At 64.3% G+C, this 17156-nt stretch carries 13 protein-coding genes; 7 read left to right on the forward strand and 6 right to left on the reverse strand.

The features are described from left to right. The first annotated feature begins 5 nt into the window (after nt 1-5). The 3 genes from P6U24_RS14175 to P6U24_RS14185 all read left to right on the forward strand — a co-directional run bounded on the left by P6U24_RS14175 (nt 6) and on the right by P6U24_RS14185 (nt 3670). Nucleotides 6-1094 carry a malate/lactate/ureidoglycolate dehydrogenase gene (locus P6U24_RS14175; RefSeq protein WP_407159708.1) on the forward strand — a complete coding sequence of 363 codons (1089 nt, stop codon included), beginning with the start codon at nt 6-8 and terminating at the stop codon, nt 1092-1094. Between the two features lie 159 nt (nt 1095-1253). Next, nucleotides 1254-2033 carry an HpcH/HpaI aldolase family protein gene (locus P6U24_RS14180; RefSeq protein WP_407159709.1) on the forward strand — a complete coding sequence of 260 codons (780 nt, stop codon included), beginning with the start codon at nt 1254-1256 and terminating at the stop codon, nt 2031-2033. Between the two features lie 113 nt (nt 2034-2146). Continuing rightward, entirely contained in the window at nt 2147-3670 is a 1524-nt protein-coding gene (locus P6U24_RS14185) for a UxaA family hydrolase (RefSeq protein ID WP_407159710.1), read from the forward strand. A gap of 216 nt (nt 3671-3886) precedes the next feature. Here P6U24_RS14185 and P6U24_RS14190 read toward each other — a convergent pair whose 3' ends face one another. Beyond that, nucleotides 3887-4081, reverse strand: a complete 195-nt coding sequence (locus P6U24_RS14190) for a hypothetical protein (RefSeq protein ID WP_407159711.1) — start codon at nt 4079-4081, stop codon at nt 3887-3889. A 701-nt stretch (nt 4082-4782) separates the two neighbouring features. On the opposite strand from P6U24_RS14190, the gene P6U24_RS14195 reads away from it, so the two are divergent. The 4 genes from P6U24_RS14195 to P6U24_RS14210 all read left to right on the forward strand — a co-directional run bounded on the left by P6U24_RS14195 (nt 4783) and on the right by P6U24_RS14210 (nt 12167). Beyond that, nucleotides 4783-8115, forward strand: coding sequence for a DUF2126 domain-containing protein (locus P6U24_RS14195; RefSeq protein WP_407159712.1), 3333 nt, complete (start codon nt 4783-4785; stop codon nt 8113-8115). 30 nt (nt 8116-8145) lie between these two features. Then, nucleotides 8146-10683 (forward strand): circularly permuted type 2 ATP-grasp protein, encoded by a 2538-nt coding sequence (locus P6U24_RS14200; RefSeq protein ID WP_407159713.1) that lies wholly within the window; start codon nt 8146-8148, stop codon nt 10681-10683. Further along, entirely contained in the window at nt 10680-11558 is an 879-nt protein-coding gene (locus P6U24_RS14205) for a transglutaminase N-terminal domain-containing protein (RefSeq protein WP_407159714.1), read from the forward strand. The genes P6U24_RS14200 and P6U24_RS14205 overlap by 4 nt, the downstream gene beginning before the upstream one ends. A gap of 225 nt (nt 11559-11783) precedes the next feature. Further along, entirely contained in the window at nt 11784-12167 is a 384-nt protein-coding gene (locus P6U24_RS14210) for a hypothetical protein (RefSeq protein WP_407159715.1), read from the forward strand. Between the two features lie 491 nt (nt 12168-12658). Here P6U24_RS14210 and P6U24_RS14215 read toward each other — a convergent pair whose 3' ends face one another. From P6U24_RS14215 to P6U24_RS14235, 5 genes are all read right to left on the reverse strand, one after another. Then, the gene (locus P6U24_RS14215; protein ID WP_407159716.1) at nt 12659-12937 is read right to left on the reverse strand and encodes a hypothetical protein; all 279 of its coding nucleotides are present in this window, start codon (nt 12935-12937) and stop codon (nt 12659-12661) included. Between the two features lie 352 nt (nt 12938-13289). Beyond that, entirely contained in the window at nt 13290-13862 is a 573-nt protein-coding gene (locus P6U24_RS14220) for a methyltransferase family protein (protein WP_407159717.1), read from the reverse strand. A gap of 124 nt (nt 13863-13986) precedes the next feature. Further along, complete coding sequence (locus P6U24_RS14225; protein ID WP_407159718.1) at nt 13987-14634, reverse strand: ChrR family anti-sigma-E factor; 648 nt, start codon at nt 14632-14634, stop codon at nt 13987-13989. Nucleotides 14635-14741: 107 nt separating this feature from the next. After that, the gene (locus P6U24_RS14230; RefSeq protein ID WP_407159719.1) at nt 14742-16088 is read right to left on the reverse strand and encodes an aminotransferase class III-fold pyridoxal phosphate-dependent enzyme; all 1347 of its coding nucleotides are present in this window, start codon (nt 16086-16088) and stop codon (nt 14742-14744) included. 142 nt (nt 16089-16230) lie between these two features. After that, nucleotides 16231-17133: a GntR family transcriptional regulator gene (locus P6U24_RS14235; RefSeq protein WP_407159720.1), complete on the reverse strand. Its 903-nt coding sequence runs from the start codon at nt 17131-17133 to the stop codon at nt 16231-16233. Nucleotides 17134-17156: the final 23 nt, after the last annotated feature.

The raw sequence follows: 17156 nt of genomic DNA on the forward strand, positions 1-17156 counted from the left end.
CTATCATGGTTACTATCAAAGTCGAAAACCTCATCGATTTCGTTGCCGACGTCTTTGCGCATGCCGATTCGTCGGCGGAGGAGGCGCGGCGCATCGCGACCTATCTGACGACGGCAAATCTCACCGGCCATGATAGCCACGGCGTGATCCGGGTTCCCGTCTACATCAGGTGGAAGAAGATGGGCTCGATCGTGCCGAACCAGACCGCGGAGGTCGTGGTCGACACGCCCTCGCTCGTGGTCGTCGATGGCAAGTTCGGCTATGGTCAGACGGTCACGCCGCAGGCCGTGAGGCTGGGTATCGAAAAGTGCAAGAAGGCCGGCGTGACAGCGCTGGCGCTGCGCAATTCCGGCCATCTCGGCCGCGTCGGCGACTGGGCCGAGATGGCCGCAGCGGAAGGCCTGGTATCGGTTCATTTCGTCACTGCAGCGGGCTCGCTCCTGGTCGCGCCTTACGGCGGTGTCGAGAAGCGGCTGTCGACCGCGCCATATTGTGTCGGCATTCCGCGCGAGGGTCAGGACCCGATCGTGCTCGATTTCGCCACCTCGATCGTTGCTGAAGGCAAGTGCCTGGTCGCAAGCCGCGGCGGCAAGAAGCTACCGAAAGGCGCGTTGATCGATGCTGACGGCAGCTTGAGCGAGGATCCTCACGTGCTGTACGGGCCTTATGAGCCGGATGGTCCGCGCGACCACACCAAGGGCACCGGCGCGATCCGTGCCTTCGGCGAGCACAAGGGCTCGGGCCTTGCGTTCATCTGCGAACTGCTCGGCGGCGCGCTGACCGGGACCGGCGCGACCTCGGCGAACCGGCGCTTCGCCAACGGCATGCTGGCGTTCTACATCGATCCCAAGGTGGTCGATCCCGCTCATTTCTTCGACGGCGAGGTGACCCGCTATACCGATTTCATCCGGGCCACTAAGCCGGTCGCCGGCGTCGATCAGGTGCTGGTCCCCGGCGACACCGAGCGGATGACACGGGCCGAGCGCACAAAGAAGGGTGTGCCCTTGCCGGACGACACCTGGGCGGCGATAGTGAACACGGCACGCGAGGTCGGCGTCAGCGAGGCGAGCATCCAGCGGGCGACGGCCCCCTAACACCGTCATTGCGAGGAGCCGAAGGCGACGACTTGTCCGCCATAGCCCGAAGGGCGACGGCGGAAGCAATCCGGGCTGGTTATTAAGTGGGTCGTGTCTGAATTGCTTCGCTTCGCTCGCAATGACAACAAGTCTGGACAACAAGGAAGGAACGCACACGTGGCAAAGAATAGGGTCAAGCAGGTCTGGGCAGAGGGCAAGGCGGTTGTCAACGCGTGGCTCGCGATTCCCTCCGGCTTCTCGGCGGAAGTCGTGGCGCAATGCGGGTTCGACAGCGTCACTGTCGACATGCAGCACGGCGTGCAGGACTACCTCTCCATGGTGCAATGCTTCCAGGCGATGGGCGGCCATCCGGTGACGCCGATGGTGCGCGTGCCCTGGAACGAGCCGGGCATCATCGGCAAGGTGCTCGACGGCGGTGCTTACGGTGTGATCTGCCCGATGGTCAACACGCCGCAGGAAGCCAGGAACCTGGTCTCTTACGCCAAGTATCCGCCGAAGGGCACCCGCTCCAACGGCCCGATCCGCTCGGGCATGTATGGGGGCGCCGGCGAGTATCAGAAGACCGCCAATGATGAGATCGTGCTGCTGCCGATGATGGAAACCAAGACCGCGGTCGAGAACATGGAAGCCATCCTCGACGTCGAAGGCATCGACGGCGTCTATATCGGGCCCTCCGATCTCGGCTTCTCCTATGGGCTGGTGCCGAAGCTCGATCGCGACGAGCCGGAGATCCTCAAGATCTACGAGAAGATCGTCAAGGAATGCGGCAAGCGCGGGCTCAATCCGGGCATCCATTGCAGCGGCGCCGAAGGCGCGGTGCGCGCCATCAACATGGGTTTCAAGCTGGTGACGCTCTCGAACGAGGTCGGCCTGATGATGACCTATGCCAAGATGCAGGTGAACCAAACGCGGAAGGATTCCGGCGGTAAGGCGTAAAGGGCGAATGGCGAATAGGGAGTAGCGAGTAGGGAAGCTTCTATTCGCTATTCGCCAGTCACCATTCGCCTGATCCCTCGCTCCGTCCACAAACTCAACTGAGAGACACAACCATGACTCCGGCCCCCGTGATCCGCCTTCACCCCGATGACAGCGTGCTGATCGCTCGTGCGAGCCTGCCGTCCGGCATGGCAGTGGTGGATGGCGTCACCACCTCGGAGCGGATTCCGGCCGGTCACAAGGTCGCGATCAGGCCGATTGCACAAGGCGAGCCGATCAAGCGCTATGGCCAGATCATCGGCTTTGCCACCGCGCCGATTGCGCCGGGCCAGCACGTGCATACGCAGAATTGCGGCATGGGCGATTTCGCCAAGGACTACGCCTACGGCGTCGATGTCAAGCCGGTGCCGAATTTCGATCTGCCGGCCACTTTCGAAGGCATCCGCAGGCCGGATGGCCGCGTCGCCACCCGCAACTATATCGGCATCCTCACTTCGGTGAATTGCAGCGCGCATGTCGCGAGCCTGGTTGCCGACGTGTTCAAGAAGAACCCGTTCACGGGCGCCAATCCGCTGGCCGATTTTCCCAATGTCGACGGCGTGGTGGCGCTGACCCACAAGACCGGTTGCGGCATGACGCTCGACGAGCCGCTCAAGCTGCTGCGGCGGACCCTCGGCGGCTACGCGCGTCACGTTAATTTTTCGCATGTCATCGTGCTGGGCCTGGGCTGCGAGGTCAACCAGATCGGCGGGCTGATGGAGGAGCAGAAGCTCGCCGGACGGCTGCGCGCGATGGACATTCAGGAGGTCGGCGGCACCCGCAAGACGGTCGAGGCCGGTATTGCCTTCGTCAAGGAGGCGCTGACCGACGCCAACAACGTCAAACGCGAGACCGTCTCGGCCAGCGAGTTGACGGTTGCCCTGCAATGCGGCGGTTCCGACGGCTATTCGGGCGTTTCTGCCAATCCCGCGCTGGGCGCGGCGAGCGACCTTCTCGTGCGTCATGGCGGCACCGTCATTCTCTCGGAGACGCCGGAGACCTATGGCGCCGAGCATCTGTTGACGCGCCGCGCGGTCAGCCGCGAGGTCGGCGAGAAGCTGGTATCCTTGATGCGCTGGTGGGAGGAGTACACCCAGCGCGAAGGCGCCGAGATGAACGCCAATCCGAGCCCGGGCAACAAGGCCGGCGGCCTCACCACCATCCTGGAGAAGTCGCTCGGTGCGATGGCCAAGGCTGGCAGCACCAACCTGGTCGACGTTCTGCATTACGCAGAGCCTGTCACCAAGAAGGGCTTCGTGTTCATGGACACGCCCGGCTACGACCCGGTCGCGGCGACCGGGCAGGTCGCGGGCGGCGCCAACATGGTGTGCTTCACCACCGGGCGCGGCAGCGTGTTCGGCTGCAAGCCGGCGCCGTCGATCAAGCTCGCCACCAACACGCCGATGTTCAAGCGCATGGAAGACGACATGGACGTCAATTGCGGCACCATCCTGGACGGCGAGGAGACGGTGCAGCAGTGTGGCCAGCGAATTTTCGAGCTGATGCTGAAGACGGCCTCGGGCCAGCCGACCAAGAGCGAGAGCTTCGATTTCGGCGGCGCCGAGTTCGCTCCCTGGGTGCTTGGCGCGACGATGTAGTCGTCGCCCGCTGGCATGGTCGGCCCGTTGCACGGAGCCTGAGCCTCAACCGGTTCTGCCGCGCAGGATTGGATGTCACGGCATCAAGCCGTACCGAAATCATCAATTTGTGAACCCACCGGCATCCGAAGTTCGCGTCGCATCTCAGCGCCTGAGATGCGCGCGAACGTCGGAAGCCGGAGCACGGGCGGCCGTCCGGCCGCCGCAGGCAGCTGATTAACGCTGATGCCCGAGCCCGATGCCGAGCGCGAGGGCCTTCTGACGCAGCGAACCTTCCGTCCGCTTCATCTGCTTGGCGATCTTGGCGACGGGCGTCTTCGATTTCGAGTGCTGCTTCAACAGCTTGATGTCAGCCGAGGTGTACGGCTTGCGTGCGAGCTTCTTCGGTGCCTTCTTTGCTGCCTTGGCCACATGATTCTCCTTTGAATGTGGAATCCTAATTAGCACGCGTGTTCCAGCTATCAAGCGATTGCAGCGAGTGGAACACCCGCGTGATATCCAACTAAGGGGGCTGCTATTAGCCTCTCAAACGCAATATGGCAATCTCGATGTGCCATATCGCGGCCTGCTTGTATCAAGACAGCTCATTTGTAGCAAGTTGACGGTATGTCGGTGGGCCGGTGGCGCCAGATGTAGTAGGAGGTGGCAGATCATTTTGGCCCGCGTAATGAAGAAATTGTAACTAATTGTTATCTCGACAGCGCCGAACCGGCAATATGACGTCCAGGCGACCGGGCTCCGCACTCATTTTATGATCCACAGCAATACCTCGAAATGTCTAGCTGACGCGTGATCGGCAGTGCGTACGGAAGTAGTGGTTGATCTCGAGGGCAGGGGAGTAGTACGCGAAGGAGTGCGGCGTTGCAGTGATGTGCATCCGCAGCAGAGTTGACGGGATGGTGATTGCGTGTCCGTGTGGCGTTGCTGTTGCGGTTGTTGCGGCCTCGCGCCAGCAACCAGATTTTACTGATATATCAATCATAAGTAGTCTTTTCTCATCAACCTAAACCTCGATGCGCATCTGACATAGGCAGGAGCTGCCCGTTGTTCATGCTTGATCGGGGGCATGAGCGGTGTTCTGCTCAAAAAAGCTGCTGGAGCATTGCGTCCCCGTGTCGATCTACGTCGCGCTACACCACGTTACCCACTATAAATATGATCGGCCTGTCGAGCTGGGTCCGCAGACCATCCGCCTGCGGCCGGCGCCGCATACGCGCACGCCGGTGCTGAGCTATTCGCTCAAGATCACGCCGGCGAATCATTTCGTGAACTGGCAGCAGGATCCGCAGGGCAACTGGCTCGCGCGCTACATCTTTCCGGACAAGGTGAACGAGCTCAGGATCGAGGTCGACTTCACGGCGCAGATGACCGTGGTCAATCCGTTCGACTTCTTTGTCGAGCCTTATGCCGACAGCTTTCCGTTCGCCTATCCGGACGGCCTGAAGGCCGAGCTCGCGCCTTATCTGGAGACGATCGAACCCGGCCCGCTGTTCGCGGATTACTTGAAGTCGATTCCGCGCGAAGCCGGCAACACCGTCGGTTTCCTGGTCGATCTGAATGCCGCCCTGCAGAAAAAGATAAACTATATCATCCGCATGGAGCCGGGCGTTCAAACGCCGGAGGAGACGCTTGCGAGCTCCGCGGGTTCCTGCCGCGACTCCGCATGGTTGTTGATCCAGACGTTGCGGCATCTCGGCCTCGCGGCGCGTTTTGTCTCCGGTTATTTGATCCAACTTCGTCCGGACATTGACCCCATCGAAGGACCGCGCGAGGTCGAGAACGACTTTACCGATCTTCACGCTTGGGCCGAGGTCTATCTGCCGGGCGCCGGCTGGATCGGCTTCGATGTCACCTCCGGCATGCTGGCAGGTGAAGGGCATATTCCGGTTGCGGCGACGCCGCATTATCGGTCCGCGGCGCCGATCTCCGGCAGCGCCGGCTTTGCCAATGTCGAGTTCAGCTTCGAGATGAATGTGAGGCGGATCCGCGAAGCGCCGCGGATCACCAAGCCCTTCTCGGATGAGGCCTGGGCTACGCTCGATCAGCTTGGCGAGGCCGTCGATGCCGATCTCGCCGCGCATGACGTGCGCCTGACCGTGGGCGGCGAGCCGACGTTCGTATCGGTCGATGACATGGAATCGCCGGAATGGAATACGGCCGCGGTCGGTCCCGCCAAGCGCGGGCTTGCTGATGAGTTGATCCGTCACCTGCGCACACGTTTTGCGCCTGGCGGCCTGCTGCATTATGGGCAGGGCAAATGGTATCCGGGCGAGAGCCTGCCGCGTTGGGCGTTCGGCCTCTATTGGCGCAAGGATGGCGTGCCGATCTGGAAGAATGCGGAGCTGATCGCGGGCATGGAGGCGCCGCGTCCGGCCAGCATCGCGGAGGCGGAGCGCTTTGCTGTCGCGACCGCCGAGAAGCTTGGGCTCGGCACTGATTATGTGCTGCCGGCATTCGAGGATCCCGCGCACTGGGTGCAGAAGGAAGCCTCGCTGCCGCTCAATGTCGATCCCGGTGACTCCAAGCTTGCCGATCCGGAGGAACGCGCGCGGATGGCGCGGGTGTTCGACTCCGGGCTCAACACGCCAAAAGGCTTCGTGCTGCCGATCCAGCGCTGGAATGCCGATGCGAGCGGATCTCCGCCGCGCTGGCGCAGCGAGCGTTGGCAGTTGCGGCGCGGCAACCTGTTTCTGGTGCCGGGCGACTCGCCTTTGGGGTTGCGGCTGCCGATGAATTCGCTGCCGTATATTCCACCCGAGGACTATCCCTATCTGCACGCGCAGGACCCGCTCGAACCGCGCGGTCCATTGCCGACATTCGATCAACCAGCGCCGGTGCCCGCGGCCCAGCCGTTCGAGCCGGTTGCAGCCGCAGATGCCGGCGGCCCGCAACAGGCTGTTCAAGAGCAGCGCGCCGGCAATGGCGCGGGCGGCGTGCGTACCGCGTTGTCGATCGAGATCCGCGACGGCGTGCTCTGTGCCTTTATGCCGCCGGTCGAGAAGCTGGAGGATTACCTGGAGCTGGTCGCTGCCGTGGAAGCGACCGCTGAGGAGCTGCGGGTCAAGGTTCACGTCGAAGGCTATGCGCCGCCGCACGATCCGCGCGTCGAGGTGATCAAGGTGACGCCCGATCCGGGAGTGATCGAGGTCAACATCCAGCCGGCCGCGACCTGGCGGCAGGCCGTCGACATCACATTCGGTCTCTATGAGGACGCCGCGAGGGTCAGGCTCGGCGCCAACCGCTTCCTGATCGATGGTCGCCACACCGGCACCGGCGGCGGCAACCACATCGTGGTCGGCGGCAGCACGCCGCAGGATTCGCCCTTCCTGCGCCGGCCGGACCTCTTGAAAAGTCTCGTGCTGTATTGGCAGCGCCATCCGTCGCTGTCCTATTTGTTCTCCGGCATGTTCATCGGCCCGACCAGCCAGGCGCCGCGCATCGATGAAGCGCGGCATGACAGCCTTTATGAGTTGGAGATCGCGCTCGCGCAGGTGCCGAACCCCGGCGAGAGCATTCCATTGTGGCTGGTCGATAGGTTGTTCCGGCACCTCCTGGTCGACATCACCGGCAATACCCATCGCGCCGAGATTTGCATCGACAAGCTCTATTCGCCTGATAGCTCGACGGGCCGTCTCGGGCTCGTCGAGTTCCGCGCGCTGGAGATGCCGCCCGATCCGCGCATGTCGCTGGCGCAGCAACTGCTCATTCGCGCGCTGATCGCCAAATTGTGGCGCGAGCCGCAGCAGGGCAGGTTCGTGCGCTGGGGCACCGCGCTGCATGATCGTTTCATGCTGCCGCATATGGTGTGGGAGGACTTCCTCGATGTGCTCGATGAGCTGAGGCAATCGGGCTACGACTTCTCGCCGGAGTGGTATCTTGCTCAGCTCGAATTTCGCTTCCCGACCTTCGGCCGCGTCCATCATGGCGGCGTGACGCTGGAACTGCGGCAGGCGCTGGAGCCATGGCACGTGCTCGGCGAGGAGGGCATGGCAGGGGGCACCGTCCGCTATGTCGATTCCTCGGTCGAACGGCTGCAGATGAAAGCGGAAGGCTTCGTTGAAGGCCGCCATGTCATCAGCTGCAACGGTCGGCGGTTGCCAATGACCGCGACCGGCCGCGCCGGTGAGGCGGTCGCTGCGGTCCGTTTCAAAGCCTGGCAGCCGGCCTCGGGCCTGCATCCGACCGTGCCGGTGCATTCGCCGCTGACCTTTGACCTCATCGACACCTGGAACGGCCGCTCGCTCGGCGGCTGCGTCTATCATGTCGCCCATCCCGGTGGCCGCAACTATGACACCAAGCCGGTCAACTCCTATGAGGCGGAAGCGCGGCGGCTGGCCCGCTTCCAGGATCATGGCCATACGCCCGGCAAGGTCGATCCGCCGCGCGAGGAACGCACAATTGAATTCCCGATGACCCTCGACTTGCGAACGCCACTCCTGCATTGATGCGAACGGATCGCGATCGGGAGAGTGGGCATGTCGGACGAGACCGGCCAAAACCAGGGCAGCAGTCCGGCAGCCAGTCCCGCAAACAAGGCGCGTCCGGCACAGCGGCGGGTGGCGCAATGGGTGCGCGACTATGCGCCGCTGCCCGGCATTGCCGACGAGTTCATTGCCGCTGACGGCAGTCCCCGCCCGGTCTGGGGGCGTTTCTTCGAGGCCTTTGCCGGCTTCGCGCCTGCCGATATCGAGCGGCGCTTTGCCTCCGCCGACCGCCATTTGCGTGAGGCCGGCATCACCTATCGCGCGCCGGGCGAGAGCGCCGAGCGGCCGTGGCCGCTGAGCCACCTGCCGCTCTTGATCGACGAGGGAGACTGGCAACAGCTCTCCGCCGGCATTGCGCAACGCGCCGATCTGTTCGAGCTGGTGCTCAGGGATCTCTATGGCGAGGGCCGGCTGGTGGCGGAGGGCGCGATTCCGGCAGCAGTCGTCGCCGGGTCGAGTGAATATCTGCGCCCCGCCTGCGGCATCAGGCCTTCGGGCGGTCGCTTTCTCAGCCTCTATGCCGCCGATGTGGGCCGCGGCCCGGATGGACGATGGTGGGTGCTCAGCGATCGCACGCAGGCGCCGTCGGGCACTGGCTACGCGCTGGAAAACCGCCTGGTGCTGTCGCGCGCCTTCTCCTCGCTTTACAAGTCGATGAATGTGGAGCGCGTTGCGCCGTTCTTCGAGGCCTTTCGCGACGCACTGCGCGCCTCTGCCGATCGCGACGAGCCGCGGATTGCCGTGCTGTCGCCCGGCATCTTCAGCGAGACCTATTTCGAGCATGCTACACTGGCGCGCTATCTCGGCTTCCTGCTGGTCGAGGGCGACGACCTCGCCGTCAGCGGCGACCGCGTCCACATCCGCACCGTCGCCGGGCTGAAGCGGGTCGACGTGTTGTTGCGCCGCGTCGATTCCAACTCGCTCGACCCGCTCGAGCTCGATGCCGCCTCGCGGCTCGGCGTGCCCGGCCTGATCGACGTGCTGCGCAAGAACGGTGTCGTCATCGCCAACATGCCCGGCTCCGGCGTGCTGGAGGCGCGCGCGTTGCTTGGCTTCCTGCCGAGCCTCTGCGAGCGGCTGCTCGGCGAGCCCTTGAAGATGCCGCACATTGCGACCTGGTGGTGCGGCCAGAAGTCGGCGCGCGAGGAGGTGTTGGACCGCCTTGATCAGTTCGCCATCGAAGGCGCCTATGGCCGTGCCGTGCCGGGTTTTGCCGACCAGGGCCCGGTGCTTGCCGGTGATTTGTCCGCGCCCGAGCGTGCACGGCTGAAGACTTTGATCTCCGAGCGGGGCATCGACTATGTCGGCCAGGAACTGGTGCGGCTGTCGACGACACCGGTGTGGGAGCAGGGACGGCTGACGCCGCGTCCCTTCGTGCTGCGCGTATTTGCGGCCGCGACGCCGGACGGCTGGATGGTGATGCCCGGTGGTTTCTGCCGGATCGCTGAGCGGCCTGATGCACGTGCGGTATCGATGGGCGATGGGGCGCGCGCGGCCGACGTATGGGTCGTCGCCGACAAGGCGGTGGAAGCAAGGACGCTGCTGCCGGCATCCGACACGGTGCGGATCCGCCGCATCGCCGGCGTGCTGCCGAGCCGTGCCGCCGACAATCTGTTCTGGCTGGGGCGCTATCTCGAACGCGCGGAGGCGACGCTGCGGCTGATCCGGGCGCTCGGCACTCAGCAGCGCGATCCCGGCAAGAACTCGCCCGCAACGCTGAACGCCGCCGAGCGGATTCAGCGCCTGCTGTTCGCGTGGGGCGCGATCTCGCAGACCTCGCGCATGCAGGCGCCGCGGATCGTCGTGGAAGCGCTGCAATCGGAAAGCCAGTTCGGCTCGGCGTTGTCGCTGCTGCGTTCGGCGCAGCGCACCGCCACCTCGTTGCGCGAGCGGTTGTCGCCGGACGCCTGGCAGGTCATCACGGAAATGCCGAGCCGGCTGGCGCAGGAGATCGAGGATGACGACGGCGCGGTCAGCGCCGCCGAGCTCGCATTGCGAGAGCTGGCGAGCTTCGCCGGCCTGGCGCAGGAGAACATGAACCGCGCCGCCGGCTGGCGCTTTCTCGAGATCGGTCATCGCGTCGAGCGCGCCATCAACACCACGCGCTTTGCCCGCCAGTTCGGCTCCGATGAGGCGACGCCGGAGGATCTCGACATCCTGCTGACCCTGGTTGACTGCCAGATCACCTATCGCTCGCGCTATCTGCTCGGGCCCTTGCTTGCGCCGATTCGCGATCTCGTGTTGCTCGACGCCTATAATCCGCGCTCGGTCGCGTTCCAGGTCGAGGCGCTCAACGAGCACATCGCGAGCCTGCCGGCCCTGAAGGGGAACGGCCTGATGGAGCGGCCGCAGCGGCTTGCGGTTTCGGTGCAGGCCACGTTGGCCACCGCGCAGGCCGAGCGGCTCGACACCAAGACCATGTTCGCGGTCGAGCAGGACCTGCTCACGCTGGCTGATGCGATCGGGCTGCATTATTTCCCGCATGGTCCCAACGCCAGCCGGCCGGAAAAGCTGACAGGTCTGGCGTGATCTACGACATCCGCCATGTCACCACCTACTCATACGAGAACGCAGTCTCGTTTGCGCGCTGCGCGCTGCGGCTCGAGCCGCAGACCGGGGATGGCCAGGAACTGATCTCGCATGCGGTGGAGATCCGGCCGCGGCCAGCGGAGCGCCATGTTCGCCGCGATTTCTTCGGCAGCCATACCGAAAGCGTCGTGATCGATACGCCGCATCGGAGTCTGCGCATCGACTCGCGCTCGCGCGTGAAACTGTCGCGCAAGCCCTTCGAGCGCAACGCCCCGAGCCCCGCTTGGCAAAGCGTGCGTGACGCCGCGATCGAGGCGACCAGCCTTGGGCCGTCGTCGCCAATCGGCTACGTCTTCGCAAGCTCCCTGGTGCCGCTGTTCAAGCCGGTCACTGATTACGCCGCAGCGAGCTTCGCGGCGGATACTGGCGTGCTCGCCGGCGCAGCCGATCTGATGCGGCGTATCCGCACCGAATTCAAGTATGATCCGAAAGCAACCGTGATCTCGACGCCGCTCGCCGAGGCTTTCGAGAAGCGTCACGGCGTCTGCCAGGACTTCGCTCATGTGATGATCGCGGGGCTGCGCGGGCTCGGCCTGCCGGCGGCCTATGTCAGCGGATATCTGCGCACCATTCCGCCACCGGGGCAGGCGCGCCTGCAGGGCGCCGACGCGACTCACGCCTGGGTGTCGGTGTGGTGCGGGGAGGCGCTCGGTTGGATCGGCTTCGATCCGACCAATGATCTCCTCGTCGCCAATGATCACATCGTGCTCGGCATGGGGCGCGACTTCGCCGACGTCTCGCCGGTCGACGGCATCATCGTCGGCTCGCCGAAACAGAAGCTCGGCGTCGCCGTCGACGTCGTGCTGGTGGAGTAGATGGCCTCGCCGTCTAGGTGCATGCCGCGAAATTGCTACCTTCGTCCAAACCACATGACACTCACCTGGTTGTGAGATCCGGTGAGGCGGATCTGTTTGATTCGGCACGAAAACAGCCGTGCCGGCCCTGGCATCGCCTCGCTTGTGGCCGGAACTATTTGGCGCAAGCACACTTGATCCGGCCGAGGGGTTGAGGGGGCTGGTTCCTCTCATTCGAGCGATGGAGTGATTGTGATGAGACGTGTATCGTTGATGATCGGCATCGCGGCAGCCTGCATTGCGGGCACTGCCTCGGCTCGCCCATTGGTCAACCTCACGGGCACCTACACCTGCGTGCAAGGCTGTCGGGACGGCATGATCGGTGCGCCGGCCTTCGTGACCCAGAACGGCGATTCGGTGAAATTGACCACGGAGAACGGTCAATCCTACATGGCCTGGCCGGACTGGAATGCACCTAACAGCAGGCTTTGGATCGACGCGCGCGACGAGAGCGCGGTCTATTCGCCTGACGGCATGCAGATTCAGTTCGATGACGGCCGAGTCTGGCAGCGTGATGTGCCGCCGCCCGTGATCGTGCGCCGCGCGCCCGCGGTCTATATCGATCGATAGGTCGACGGCCAACGAAGCTGTCGTCCTCGCGCACGCGAGGACTCATACCGCGGAATCCTTCCATCGGTTCCGATGGGAGACAACTTTCGTCAAACGACGTCCTGTCGTTATGGGTCCCTGCGTTCGCAGGGACGACACCTGATTTGTTGCATGGGCTTCGGCCATGATACGACGTTCTCGCAGCGCCTTGCGCCCGAGTGATGCTGAAGTTTGCCCTCGAATAGAAGAGGGCGCAGGGAATGCCGGGTGCTGGCCTCACCCATGGCCCGCCTGCAAAAAAGAAAGCAGGCGGCAGTCACCACAGGTGCAGCCGAACATCCGGCATTCCCTGCGCGATGTTTAACGGCTTATACGCGCTCTCCTCGGGGACCGGCTTGATTGCCCCCGTGTCGCGACAACGCGCAAGGCGCGTTGCGCTGGGCCTCAGCACCGGGAGGCCAGGACCACACGATTTCGCCGTGCGCACCAGGATTGTTCGTCGGCGCGAGTGATCACGCTGCAATCCGATACGCCCACCGCATCCCATGCTCAACGCTCGTGAACGGTCGCGAAACGCCCCTCAATAAGCACGGGATGGCGAAATAGACCATGAATTCTGAAAAATAGAAACAGGAATATTTTTGTGCCGGCGGCTTGACTGCGATCAGCGCATTGATCGGCTTGAAGAAATTAGTTCTTAGCTGCAGGCGGATTGGAGGCTTCGCAGCGCGCTGCCGACGGCGTTTTTCGCGCCACTCGCGCAAGATCAGGCAGATCGATTTGCCCGACAAGCAGCCACAGACACAGATGTCGTCCCTGCGAACGCAGGGACCCAGAACCACAGGCGGTCGTGATCACGAGGGGCTGTGGCTCCAGATCATTCCGACAAACAGCTTCGGTGGCTATGGATCCCGGCTCGCGCTTCGCTTGGCCGGGACGACGGGGGAGCAAGCCTTTCGGGTTTGCCTCGACAGCAATCGCATAACAGGTGTCGTCCCCGCGAAAGTGGGGACCCACCGGCCGGTGTGTTCGGCGTAGCTGAAGCTCCAGCTTTCGCCAAATGAGGTTCGGTGGCTATGGATCCCGGCTCGCGCTCGCTCCGCTCGCTTGGCCGGGACGACGGCGGAGCAAGTCCACGGATCATCACAACACAAATGGCAGCAGCATCTTTGTCCGTTGCATGTAAGCCGGATATCGCTCCGGAAATTGCTCGCGCATCAGTGCTTCCTCGCGCCGGGCGCTGTAGATGAAGTAGGGCGCGGACAACAGCAGCACCGGCAGCCAGACCAGGCCGTATCCGATCACGGAGCCGAGCAGGGCTGTGAGGATGCCGGTGTAGATCGGATGGCGGACCAAAGCATAGGGGCCGCCGGTCACCAGCTCCGGCTCTTCCTTGCGCGACATCGGCATGCCCCAGTTGCGCCCGATATGAATGCGTGCGGCGAGCGCAAAGCCGATGCCCAGCGCGACGAGCAGCGTGCCGAGCGCCTGCGCGAGCATATTGCCCGGTCCTTGGTGCGTCGCAGCCTGCAGGGCATGGCGAATGGCGGGGACCTGCACGGCAACAATGATCAGCATGGCGATGACAAGCCGAACGATCAGGTGCCGCCACCAGACGGCGCCCCTCACGCTGCGCTTGGCGCGGAGGGCCGATATCGCCCAATAGACGATGAAGACGAGCCAGAGCGCGAGGATGATCCAGTGAAAGACTGGCATGAGATCATGATCCGTTGAGTCGGATGGTGACCTTATCTCTTCGTCGATTGCGACGTGTAGCGTCGACGAGCGGCCGCAAACAGGCCGCGATCGCGGCGAAGGGTGTCAGTTGCAACAGCGGCGCTCAAAGACGGATGAACGGGCTGATCAGCCGGCCCAGCATGCCGCGCAGCCTGAGATCGCCGGTCATCGCAATCAGGCAGAGACAGGGGCCGTCGTCGCTGACGACCAGCTCATGCTCGACCTCCTCGTCGGAGAAGTCCAGGTCGCCGGTTTCGAAGCGATCGGTATGATCGGTGTAGCTTCCTTTGAGGACGCAGGTCAGTTCGTCGCCGGTGTGGGTGTGCTGAATGAGACGCGTGCCCGGCTCGCCGTGGAGTAGGAACGCGCGGCGTTTGCCGTCCGGCGTGAGCAGGATCGACCGCGTGGTCAGACCGGGTGCGACCCAGCGCCATTCGCCGAACTCGCAGCGCTGCAGGGGTTCGGGCAGCTCCGCCAGTTCCGGGTCGCTTCGTGTCGACTGCTTGCCGTGTGGCTCGGTCCGCGGCCTGCGATCAATGTCTGCCATGATTGCGGCAAAAGCCCCGGGCGACTCGGGCGCCGTCGCGTCCGTCAGCGCGATGCAAGCCAGCTCTCCCATGGTGCGGACAAAGCGCTGGCAGCGTGCGCAGCGGGCGACATGGACCGCTATCACCAGGTGCTCCGCCTCGGATAGTGCGCCGGCCGCATAGTGGGCGAGCAGGTCTTCCGGCGGGTGATGGCTGATGGTCATGTGTAGGGCGTAGACTGTCTCTCTGGCGTCGTTAAGGACGTTTTGCGGCAGACGATATAGGACGATTGGGCGGCCAGCGGTAGCCGCCGGGACGGTGCGGCCGGCCCTCAGTCGACAGCGTCCAGCGCCCGGCGGATGGTCGAGAAGATCTCTGCGATCTGCTCCTCGGTCACGATCAAGGGCGGTGACAGCACCAGTGTGTCGCTGGAGCCGCGGATCAGCACGCCGTCCTCATAGCAGCGTGCGGCGGCCTCGGCGCCGCGCGCGCCAACCGCGCCGTCGCGAGGCGCAAGATCGATCGCCGCCAGGATCCCAATATTCCTGATGTCGGTGACATGCGGCGCCTGCTTCAGCGCATGCGCGGCTTTCTCCCAGAGGGGGGCGATTTCCTTGGCGCGCGCAAACAGGTTCTGGTCGCGATAGACGTCGAGCGTGGCGAGCGCGGCGGCGCACGCCAAGGGATGCGCCGAATAGGTATAGCCATGGAACAGCTCGATCGCATCGGGCGCGCCGTTCACGATGGCATCATAGACTTTGTCATGCGCGATCACGCCGCCCATCGGCACCGCGCCATTGGTCATGCCCTTGGCGCAGGTGATGATGTCGGGCGTCACGCCGAAGGCGTTGGCTGCAAAGGCGGCGCCGAGACGGCCGAAACCGGTGATGACCTCGTCGAAGATCAGGAGGATGCCATGGCGATCGCAGATCTTGCGCAGCCGCTCGAGATAGCCGCGAGGCGGCGGCAGCACGCCGCCGGAGCCGGTGACAGGCTCGACGATGACGGCGGCGATGGTCGAGGGATCGTGGATCGCGACCAGCTTCTCGAGCTCGTCGGCGAGATGCGCGCCCCATTGCGGCTGGCCGCGCGAGAATGCGGCGTGCTCCAGATCATGCGTGTGCGGCAGATGATCGATCTCCGGGAGCAGGGGACCGAAGTCGCGCCGGTGGCGTGACAGGCCGCTCACCGACAGTCCGCCCCAGCCCATGCCGTGATACGCCTTGGCGCGGCTGATGAAGCGGATGCGGCTGCCCCGGCCGCAGGCGCGGTGATAGGCGCGCGCGATCTTCAGAGCGGTGTCGACGGACTCCGAGCCGGAATTGGTGAAGAACACGTGATTGAGCCCATCGGGCGCGAGCGCTGCGATCCGCGTCGCGGCCTCGAAGGCCAGCGGATGCGACATCTGGAACGAGGAGACGAAGTCGAGTTTCGCTGCCTGCGCCTGGATCGCCTCGACGATATGCTGCTGGCCGTGACCGGCATTGACGCACCACAGGCCGGCCATGCCGTCGAGGATGCGCCTGCCATCCGGCGTCACGTAATGCATGCCTTCGGCTGATACGAACAGCTTCGGCTTGTCCTTGAACTGCCGGTTCGGCGTGAATGGCAGCCAGAACGCCTCCATGGCTTCGCGGCTGAGCGGCGCGGTGCCGGGCGTGGAAGAACTGGTCATCATGGCCTCCTGATTAGACGTCATCGTTGGTCGCTCGCCGCATGCTTGTAGCCCGGGTGAGCGCGGCGATACCCCGGATGTCGGTCCAGCGAAGCTCCCCGGATGTCGCTGCGCTCATCCGGGCTACGATGCTGATCCGTGCTGGTTACTTGCGCGCGCCCTCTGGCATACGTCTCAGCTGGGAGGCGCGTTCGAGATGCCGGCGCATCAGCACCGCCGCGTCGACGCGCGCGCCGGCTTCGAGATGATCGAGGATCGCCAGGTGCTCCCGGCAATTCACCACCACGCGCTCGTGCCCGAAGGTCCAGTCGTAATTGGCGAAGCGGCGCAACCGGTTCTGCTGCTGCACGGCGACCAGGAAATAGCGGTTGCCGGAGGCGGCAGCGAGGCCCTCATGGAAGGCGGCATTCATCTCATAGAGCGCGATGCTGGCCGTCTCGCTCCACGGCATCGCGAGCATCTCGTGATGCTGCCGTCGCATCTCGGCAACCCAGGCAGGATCGAGCGTGAAGCCCGGCTCCATCAACGCCGCCGGCTCGATCAGAAGACGAAAACGATAGCTTTCCGCGCGCGCCTGCGGGTCCGAAATGCTCGGCTGGAAACGCCAGCCATGTCCGGGCTTGCGCTGCACGGCGGCCACTTCCGCAAGCCGCGTCAGCACGCGCTGCACCAGCGGACGGCTCGCGCCATAGCGCTGCATCAGGTCGCGCTCGGAGACCTCCTCGGGCAGGCGGCCGGCGCGGCGGTCGCGCGCGATCGCAAGAAACAGGCGATCGGAATCAACCGGCTCTGGCTTGGCTGCCGCCTTGCGTGGCGACATCGCGCCGCTCTTGACGAAATAGCCGCGCTGCGCGCCCTGGCGCACCAGCTTGCGCCGCGCCAGCAGCTGCAGCGCCGCGCGCACCGGCGTGCGCGACACCTGCAATCGCTCGGCCAGCGCGACCTCGGCGAGCCGTGTGCCGGGCGTCAGCCGCTCGGAATTGATCAGTTCCAGAATGTGGGCCGACAGCTGCCGCTGCAGGCGGCTCGGTGACTGTTTCGTGCGCATGACAGATTTTTGTTTCATGTCAT

The sequence above is a fragment of the Bradyrhizobium sp. STM 3557 genome (genome assembly GCF_045571465.1).
In the GTDB taxonomy this organism is placed as follows: domain Bacteria; phylum Pseudomonadota; class Alphaproteobacteria; order Rhizobiales; family Xanthobacteraceae; genus Bradyrhizobium.

Coding starts and splice junctions, on each gene's coding strand:
- P6U24_RS14175 (WP_407159708.1), top strand. CDS start 6: ATGGTTACTATCAAAGTCGAAAACCTCATCGATTTCGTTGCCGACGTC.
- P6U24_RS14185 (WP_407159710.1), top strand. CDS start 2,147: ATGACTCCGGCCCCCGTGATCCGCCTTCACCCCGATGACAGCGTGCTG.
- P6U24_RS14200 (WP_407159713.1), top strand. CDS start 8,146: ATGTCGGACGAGACCGGCCAAAACCAGGGCAGCAGTCCGGCAGCCAGT.
- P6U24_RS14220 (WP_407159717.1), bottom strand. CDS start 13,862: ATGCCAGTCTTTCACTGGATCATCCTCGCGCTCTGGCTCGTCTTCATC.
- P6U24_RS14225 (WP_407159718.1), bottom strand. CDS start 14,634: ATGACCATCAGCCATCACCCGCCGGAAGACCTGCTCGCCCACTATGCG.
- P6U24_RS14230 (WP_407159719.1), bottom strand. CDS start 16,088: ATGATGACCAGTTCTTCCACGCCCGGCACCGCGCCGCTCAGCCGCGAA.
- P6U24_RS14235 (WP_407159720.1), bottom strand. CDS start 17,133: ATGCGCACGAAACAGTCACCGAGCCGCCTGCAGCGGCAGCTGTCGGCC.